Raw genomic sequence first — 8,797 nt, forward strand, 5'->3', positions numbered from 1 at the left:
GGTGGGAGCCAACTGCCAGTACCCGCGGTCCGCCGATGCGGCCGCCAAAGCGGCGCCGGCGCCGCCCACCGGCAAGGCATCGGCCGATCCCGCTCGGGTCGGGCTGACCGTCGTCACCGACCGCGGCCGGATCGGTCTGCAGCTCGCCAATAACGAGTCGCCCTGCACCGTCAGCAGTTTCGTCACCCTGGCCCAGGGGGCGTACTTCGACAACACCGAATGCCACCGGCTGACCACGTCACGCGCGTTGTCGGTGTTGCAATGCGGCGATCCCAAAGGCGATGGCACCGGTGGACCGGGATATCAGTTCGCCGACGAGTACCCGACCGATCAATATCCGCCCGGCGATCCGGCACTCAAGCAGCCGGTCGTATACCCAAGGGGCACACTGGCGATGGCCAACGCCGGACCTGGCACCAACGGCAGCCAGTTCTTCCTGGTCTACCGTGATTCGTTGCTACCGCCGGCCTATACCGTGTTCGGCACGATCAACCAGGCGGGACTGGCGGTTCTCGACAAGATCGCCGCGGCCGGTGTCTCCGGCGGTGGCGACGACGGGCCGCCCGCCAACGAGGTCACGATCACGTCCGCGCGGCGGGACTGACGTCGGTCTAGCGCTCGAGGTAGGCGCGGGCCGCCCGCTCGATTGAATCTTCAGTGGGTGTCGGATGCCAGCCGAGTTCGTGTGTCGCCTTGGCGTGACTGGCCGGTGAGGTCAGTTCGACGAGCCGGGCGCTCTGCATACTCATCGGAAAGTCGCGGTGCATCAACCGTCCAGCGGCATCCGACATCCGGGCAAACGCATACACCAACGCCATCGGAATCCCGAGCCGCGGCGGCCGCGCACCGACGGCCTGCGCCGCGACCGTGACCAGCTCCCGCTGGGTCATGTAGCGCTCAGAGATGATGTAGCGCTGGCCAATTCGTCCTCGTTGAGACGCCAACAGCAGTCCGTCGGCGACGTCGTCGATGCCGACCACTTCCGAACCGACGCCGCGAACATAGAACGGCAACTTGCCCTGGGCCGCCAGCTTGACGAACATCCCTTGGCGCGGTTGCCAATCGGGTGGCCCGTACGGATTCGACACGTTGGTCACCACGGCTGGCAGCCCATGATCCGCGTCGTAGGAGAGCACCAGCTCCTCAGCTGCGCGCCGCGACTCGATGTAGCTGCCGGCCTGGTCCGACCAGTTGAAAGGGGTGTCTTCGTCGACGGATTCGCCGTTGGCGCCAACGGCAATGGTGCCGATGGTGCTCAGGAAAACGAACCGCTGAAGGTTTGCGCGCACCGCCACCTCGAGGACGTTGCGCAGACCTTCAACGTTGGTTTTGAACAGTGGAGCGGGGTCTCTCAACTCCGCCCTGGTGTCGACGACGCAGTAGTAGACAACGTCACGGTCCGCCATCGCGGCGGCGACCGCCGCGGTGTCAAAAAGGTCGCCGTAACAGCGCTCGACGTCCAGACCGTCAATTCCTTTGGTGGAGCTGGACTTCCGTAACAGCACCCGGACGTCGGCGCCGTTGGCCGCAAGATGCCGGGTCACGCACGCACCGACATTGCCACTGGCGCCCATCACCAGCGCACGCTGCCCGGCTACCGCTACGGGGTTGTTTTCTGGCGGCATGGTTTGGGCCAATTAGGCCGCTGACGTCACTCGGTAGACGTCGTAGACGCCTTCGACATTGCGGACCACATCGAGCAGGTGTCCCAAATGCTTGGGATCGCCCATCTCAAAAGTGAAGCGGCTGATCGCCACTCGATCACCGGCGGAGGTGGTCACCGAGGCCGACAGGATGTTCACTCGTTCGTCGGCCAGCACGCGGGTCACATCCGACAGCAGCCGGTGCCGATCGAGTGCCTCGACCTGAATGGCCACCAGGAACACCGACGACGGTGACGGCGCCCAGTGCACCTCGATGATCCGCTCGGACTGCTGTTGCAGTGACGCGGCGTTGGTGCAATCGGTGCGGTGCACGCTGACTCCCCCGCCGCGGGTGACGAAGCCCATGATCTGGTCGCCGGGTACCGGCGTGCAGCACTTCGCCAACTTGGACAGAACGCCCGGAGCGCCCGGCACCGACACCCCGACATCGTCGCTGCGCGGACGGCGTGAGGCCGTCGTCGGCGTTGAGCGCTCGGCCAGATCCTCCTCGGCCTGGTCGATTCCGCCGAGCTCGATCAGCAGTCGTTGCACCACATGCTTGGCTGAGACGTGTCCCTCGCCGACCGCGGTGTAGAGCGCCGACACATCGGCGTAGTGCAGCTCGTTGGCCACCGCCGCCATCGAACCGCCATTTACCAAACGCTGCAGGGGAAGTCCGCCGCGGCGGACTTCGCGGGTAATGGCGTCCTTACCGGTTTCCAGCGCCTCCTCGCGGCGCTCCTTGGCAAACCACTGGCGGATCTTGGTTTTGGCGCGCGGCGATACCACGAACTGCTGCCAGTCCCGCGACGGCCCGGCGGTGGCGGCCTTCGAGGTGAAGACCTCGACGACCTCGCCGTTCTCCAGCTTGCGCTCCAGGGCGACCAGCCGGCCGTTGACCCGCGCGCCGATACAGCGATGGCCCACCTCGGTGTGCACGGCGTAGGCGAAGTCCACCGGGGTAGATCCGGTGGGCAGCGTGATCACGTCGCCCTTGGGCGTGAAGACGAAGATCTCCTGGACGGCAAGGTCGTAACGCAGCGATTCCAGGAACTCGCCGGGGTCGGCGGCCTCCCGCTGCCAGTCGAGGAGTTGGCGCATCCAGGCCATGTCATCGATCTCGGCGGAGGCATGTAGATGTGGCTCGCCGTTGCGGCCCTTGGTTTCTTTGTAGCGCCAGTGCGCGGCGATGCCGTATTCCGCAGTGCGGTGCATGTCGCGGGTGCGGATCTGGATCTCCAGCGGTTTGCCTTCGGGCCCGACGACGGTGGTGTGCAGCGACTGGTACACGCTGTAGCGTGGCTGGGCGATGTAGTCCTTGAACCGGCCGGCCATCGGCTGCCACAGCGAATGCACCACGCCTACAGCGGCGTAACAGTCCCGGATCTCGTCGCACAGGATCCGGACGCCGACCAGGTCGTGGATGTCGTCGAAGTCGCGACCCTTGACGATCATCTTCTGGTAGATCGACCAGTAGTGCTTGGGCCGTCCCTCCACCACCGCGCTGATCTTCGATGCGTTGAGGGTGGCGATGATCTCCGCGCGCACCTTGGCCAGGTAGGTGTCACGCGACGGCGCCCGTCCGGCGACCAGTCGCACGATCTCCTCGTACTTCTTGGGATGCAAGATCGCGAACGACAGATCTTCCAACTCCCATTTCACCGTCGCCATACCCAGCCGATGTGCTAGCGGCGCAATCACTTCCAGTGTTTCGCGGGCCTTACGGGCCTGCTTCTCCGGCGGCAGGAAGCGCATGGTCCGCATGTTGTGCAGGCGGTCGGCCACCTTGATCACCAGCACCCGGGGGTCGCGCGCCATCGCGGTGATCATCTTGCGGATCGTCTCGCCCTCGGCGGCGCTGCCCAGCACCACCCGGTCCAGCTTGGTCACTCCGTCGACGAGATGGCCGACCTCCTCGCCGAAGTCTTGCGATAGCGACTCCAGGCTGTAGCCGGTGTCCTCGACGGTGTCGTGCAACAAAGCGGCTACCAGTGTGGTGGTGTCCATGCCCAACTCGGCGAGAATGTTGGCGACCGCCAGCGGATGAGTGATGTAGGGATCCCCGGAATGCCGCAACTGGCTGGCGTGCCGCTGCTCGGCCACTTCGTAGGCTCGCTGCAACAGCGACAGGTCGGCCTTGGGGTAGACCTCCCGGTGCACAGCGATCAGCGGTTCGAGCACCGGGCTGATCGTGCTGCGCTGGGCGGTCATACGGCGTGCCAGCCGGGCCCGCACCCGGCGCGACGCACTGCTGGGGGCTTTCAGTCCGATCCCCGGCTCAGCCGCGGGCGAAATGTCGGCGACCTGGAGCGGCTCGGTAGGCGGCTGGATCGCCGTACCCTTGTCGTCCGCCACGTTCGTCACCTCCGAAGCTTCAGGATAACGTTCATCGCCGGTTGCCCGGCCTGCAATGCCCCGGTGTTAGACGACGCACAGGCTGTGCACCTGAAGCGGCGCGACATGCTCGCGACCGCCCAGCCCGGCGAGTTCGATAACCACCGCGGCCGCTGTCACCCGAGCGCCGGCCCGCTCGAGCAGCCGGTGCGCCGCCACCATCGTGCCCCCGGTGGCCAGCACGTCGTCCACGATCACAACGCTGCGGCCGGCCAATTCGATCCCATCGGCAGGCAGTTCCAGACTCGCGGTGCCGTACTCGAGCAGGTAATGCTCGGTGCGCACCGGGGGCGGCAGCTTGCCGCCCTTGCGGATCGCCAGCACGCCGGTGCCGAGCCGGGCGGCGACGGCTCCCCCGATCAGAAATCCACGAGCGTCGATCCCGGCGATCAGATCGGCACCGGCCGCCACCTCGGCCAGCGCGTCGGTCACCGCGGCCAGTCCCCGCCGGTCGGCGAACACCGGGGTCAAATCCTTGAATTGCACTCCCGCCGAAGGGAAATCAGCGACCTGCCGGGTCAGCGACGTGATCAGATCAGCCGCCGAGTCGCGGTCGGCCGAACTCACCGCACCAGGACCCAACGGTCCATGTTCCAGCCGGCGCCCCAACGACTGGGATTGGTGCCGACGGCGTACATCTTCTTCGACGCCAGCAGAGTGCGCTGCTGACGATACAGCGGCAACGTCGGCATGCCGGCCCACAGCACCGGTGCGCTTTCGGCCAGCAGCCGGACGAGGTCGGCAGGGTCGGCCGACACCGCCAGCGCGCCGATGATCCCGTCGATCTGGCCGTTGTTATAGCCGGACAGGTTATTTCCGTTACCGGCGTGCAGGGTGTAGGCGTCGATCGCCGACGACCCGCTCGAACCGCTACCGGTGGCGCCGCCGGTACTGGCCAGCAGCACGTCGACCTGGCCGTCCTTGAGCGCCTGTGGTCCAACGGAGTCCGAGGTGACGTCGGAGACGGCGATGCCGGCTGGGCCGCAGCCCTTCGCGATCGCGCCGACGATCGCGGCCAGTCGCGCGTTGGGCCCTCGGTGGCCGATTTTCACCGCCAGCGGCTTGTTGCCTAACGCCGCGCGCGCCGCGTCGGGGTTCGACTTGATGAATTGTCCAGCGTCGGGGATGTTTTCGGCCTGGCCGATCGCGTCGTCGACGGCGGTGTGCAGACGCGCGTTCGCAATGGGTGTGGCGGCGTCTCGTGCAATGACGTCGCGCGGGGTGCACGACGCGAGGGCGCGGCGCGCGGCGATGTCCGCGAGCGGACCACGCGGCGCGAAGATCAGCTGCTCGATGCCGTCCGATGGCGCATCGGTGCGGCGGTAGTTGTCCGGTGTGGCCAGCGCCCCCGAGGAGCCGGCCGCGACGTCGACGACATCGGCGCTCTTGTCGTTGACCCGGTCCTGGATGTCGGCTTTCTGCGGCCACACCGTGACGCGTTTGGTCATCGGCTTGGCGCCCCACCACCGGTCGTTGGCGACCAGCACCACTGCGCCGCCGTCCAGCACCGATTCGACCTTGTATGGCCCCGACGATGGGAAGTGCTTGGCGATCGCGCCGGAATCCATGCCCGACTTGAGGTTCCAGGTGGTATTCCACAGCTGCGCGATGCGCGCGATGACCGGTTGGTTGTTGCCCAGCAGCGCACCGGTCACGTCGACGCCCAACTCGTCGGCCACGACGTGCGACGGCAAGATCGCGGTCGCGGTGAACAGCTGGTTGTAGTCGACGATGTTGCGGTCAGGGGCGAATGACACCCGCGCTTTCTTCTGCCCCGGTTGGCAGTCGATCGAGGTGATGTCGACGTACCCTGCCTGGCTCGCGGCGTCGAAGCCGGGAAACCGGCCGGACTGCGATGCCCAGGTCAGCACCAGGTCGTCGCAGGTGATCGGCTTCCCATCGGAATAGATTGCGTTGTCGGCGATTTGGTAGTCGAGCACCAGCGGCGAACCACCGACTATCGAGATCGTGCCGAAATCGTGGTCGGCGACCACCTGGCCGTCGGGGCCGTGATAGCCGAAACCGGTGAGCGTGCGGGCGAAGGCCTGAGCTCCCGCGGAGGCCGCGCCGCTGACCGTGTTGGTGTTGTAGGTGTCCAGCGCGCCGTCGACGACATAGTCCACCTGGCCGGCGGGACTGCCCGAACACCCGGTTAACGCGCCCGGCGCGGCTGCCACAAGCGTGACCGCCAGCGCGCTGACGGCCGCACGCCGACGCCAGACCATCATCGGGCTAGCGTTTGTTCTGCTTGCCGGTCGGACGCGCATGGCGGCCGGCAGAGCTGCGCACCGGTCGCGCGCCCGGGACGGGCTTGTTCGGCGCGGCCTCACCGGTGGCGGCAAACGACGCACGCTCCCGCTCCGTCGGCTCGTCATCGCCCGATTGGGCGCGCGTGCGAACCCGCTCCTTGTCCGGAGCCTTTCCTGAGTCGGGCCCGCGGCGCCGGAGCACCCGGCGGGTGTGGGTGCGCACCAGTTCAGTGCGTTCACGCAGCGTGACCAGCAGCGGGGTGGCGAAGAAAATCGACGAATAGGTGCCGACGACGATGCCGACCAGCTGCACCAGCGCCAGGTCCTTGAGCGTGCCGACGCCCAACAGCCACACCGCCACCACCATCAATGCCAGCACCGGCAGCGTCGAGATCAGGCTGGTGTTGATCGACCGCATGAATGTCTGGTTGACCGCGAGGTTGGCCTCCTCGGCGAAGGTTCGCCGGGTGGTGTGCTGGAAAGCATGGGTGTTCTCCTCGACCTTGTCGAACACGATCACCGTGTCGTACAAGGAGAAACCCAGAATCGTCAGTAGGCCGATGACGGTGGCAGGGGTGACTTCGAAGCCCACCAGGGAGTAGATCCCGGCAGTGACGGTCAGGTCGAAAACCATGGTCGTCAGCGCGGAGATCGCCATGTAGCGCTCATACCGAACGGTGATATACAGGCTGACCAGCACCAGGAACACCACCAGGGCGATCACCGCTTTTTTGGTGATCTGCCCGCCCCACGTCGAGGACACCGCCGAGTCTGAGATCGCCAGCTTGTTGGGCTGACCGTCCGGACCCTTGGGGTGGTACTTGTCGAACAGCGCGTTGCGCAGCTTTTCGGTCTTCTCGTTAGACAACGTCTCCGACCGGATCTGCACGGTCGCCGACGACCCGCTTCCGACGATCACCACGGTCTCTGGGTCGCTGCCCAGCGTCTGCCGATAGACCTGCTCTACCTGGCTGACCGTCGCATCGCCACGCGGGAACGACATCGTGGTGCCGCCCTTGAAGTCGATACCGAAGGTGAACCCCCGAATGAGGATGCTGAGGATCGCGATCGCGACGATCACTCCGCTGACGCCGTACCACAGCCGACGTCGGCCAATGACCTCGAAGGCGCCGGTACCGGTGTACAGCCGCGACAAGAAGTTGTGGTGTGGCAGCGAGCCGGTGTCGTCGCCGGTCGGGCGAACCACTCGCGTGCTGTCTTTACCGATTTCGACGGCAGTCGTGTCGTCGGTGCCGGTCTTGTCCGCCATCTCGCTACCCCCGTCCCGTCGAGTAGGCCCCAGCGGTCGCCGCCCGCCGCTCGCGTGCGATCTGCTGGACCGCGCCGAGTCCGTTGAACGCCGGCTTAGCCAGCGTCTTCGAGTTGCCGGCCAGGTATATCAACGGCCAGGTCACCAGGAACACCACAACGGTGTCCAGTGCGGTGGTGAGCCCCAGGGTAAAGGCAAACCCCTTCACCTGACCGATCGCCAGGAAGTACAGCACGGCGGCGGCCAGGAACGTGACGGCGTTACCCGACAGGATCGTCTTGCGGGCGCGCCCCCAACCGCGGGGAATCGCCGACCGGAATGACTTGCCTTCGCGGATCTCGTCTTTGATGCGCTCGAAGAACACCACGAACGAGTCGGCCGTCGTGCCGATACCGATGATCAGACCTGCGATACCGGCCAGGTCCAGGGTGTAATTGATATATCGCCCGAGGAGCACAAGTATCGCGAAAACCATTGCGCCAGAAGCGGCCAACGACAGAGCCGTCAGCAGTCCCAGGGCGCGGTAGTACAGCAGCGAGTACAACAAGACCAGCCCCAGTCCGATGGCGCCGGCAATCAGACCCGCGTGCAGCGAGGTCAATCCCAGTGTCGCCGAGACGGTTTGGGCCTCTGATGACTCGAATGACAGTGGCAGCGAGCCGTATTTGAGGACGTTGGCGAGTTCACGCGCGCTGCTCGCGGTGAACGGCGGGTCTCCGCCATTGATCTGGGTTCGGCCGCCGGGGATGGCCTCCCGGATCTGCGGCGCGCTGACCACCTGTGAGTCCAGCGTGAACGCGGTCTGAGTGCCGATGTGGGCCGCGGTGAAGTCCGCCCAGGTGTTGGCCGCCCCGCTCTTGAACTGGACGTCGACCATGTAGCCGCCGCTGCGCTGGTCCATCCCCGAGCTGGCGTTCTCGATCTGGTCACCGCTGATGATCGACGGCGCCAGCAGGTAGGCCTGTTTGTGCTGAGTGTCGCAGGTCACCAGCGGCAGGTCAGGGTCATCATTGCCGGCCAGGATGTCCTTCTGGAAGCACCGAGTGGCTTCGTACTGCAGGGCCAGGAATTGCACGCCCTTGTTGGTGCTCTGCCGCCACTCGCGTTCTTTGGCGATGCGCTCTGCGAGGTCCCGCCGCGGATCCGGTGGCCCCGGCTGAATCGGGGGGAGCAACGGGGCTTCGTTCGGCGCCGCCGCGTCCGTCGGGGCGGGCGCGGTGGCCGGCCGCTGTGCGGTGGAC

The 8,797-nt window shown here is 66.2% G+C and carries 7 protein-coding genes; 1 reads left to right on the forward strand and 6 read right to left on the reverse strand.

Annotated elements, in window-relative coordinates; genetic code table 11:
- The coding region (locus WAO18_RS03340; RefSeq protein WP_422203870.1) for a peptidylprolyl isomerase at positions 1-604 on the forward strand (604 nt) is incomplete at its 5' end.
- A gap of 7 nt (positions 605-611) precedes the next feature.
- Here the strand turns inward: WAO18_RS03340 and WAO18_RS03345 are convergent.
- From WAO18_RS03345 to secD, 6 genes are all read right to left on the reverse strand, one after another.
- Entirely contained in the window at positions 612-1,625 is a 1,014-nt protein-coding gene (locus WAO18_RS03345; protein ID WP_422203872.1) for an NAD-dependent epimerase/dehydratase family protein, read from the reverse strand.
- 12 nt (positions 1,626-1,637) lie between these two features.
- A complete protein-coding gene (locus WAO18_RS03350) occupies positions 1,638-3,998 on the reverse strand; it encodes a RelA/SpoT family protein (RefSeq protein WP_422203873.1) in 2,361 nt (786 codons plus the stop codon).
- 66 nt (positions 3,999-4,064) lie between these two features.
- Positions 4,065-4,619: an adenine phosphoribosyltransferase gene (locus tag WAO18_RS03355; protein ID WP_422203875.1), complete on the reverse strand. Its 555-nt coding sequence runs from the start codon at positions 4,617-4,619 to the stop codon at positions 4,065-4,067.
- Complete coding sequence (locus tag WAO18_RS03360) at positions 4,601-6,265, reverse strand: ABC transporter substrate-binding protein (RefSeq protein ID WP_422203877.1); 1,665 nt, start codon at positions 6,263-6,265, stop codon at positions 4,601-4,603. Before WAO18_RS03360 ends, WAO18_RS03355 begins: the two co-directional genes overlap by 19 nt.
- A 4-nt stretch (positions 6,266-6,269) precedes the next feature.
- Positions 6,270-7,556, reverse strand: coding sequence for a protein translocase subunit SecF (secF, locus tag WAO18_RS03365; protein WP_422203879.1), 1,287 nt, complete (start codon positions 7,554-7,556; stop codon positions 6,270-6,272).
- A gap of 4 nt (positions 7,557-7,560) precedes the next feature.
- The coding region (gene secD / locus WAO18_RS03370) for a protein translocase subunit SecD (RefSeq protein ID WP_422203881.1) at positions 7,561-8,797 on the reverse strand (1,237 nt) is incomplete at its 5' end.

The organism is Mycobacterium sp., from assembly GCF_049278535.1.
GTDB lineage: Bacteria > Actinomycetota > Actinomycetes > Mycobacteriales > Mycobacteriaceae > Mycobacterium.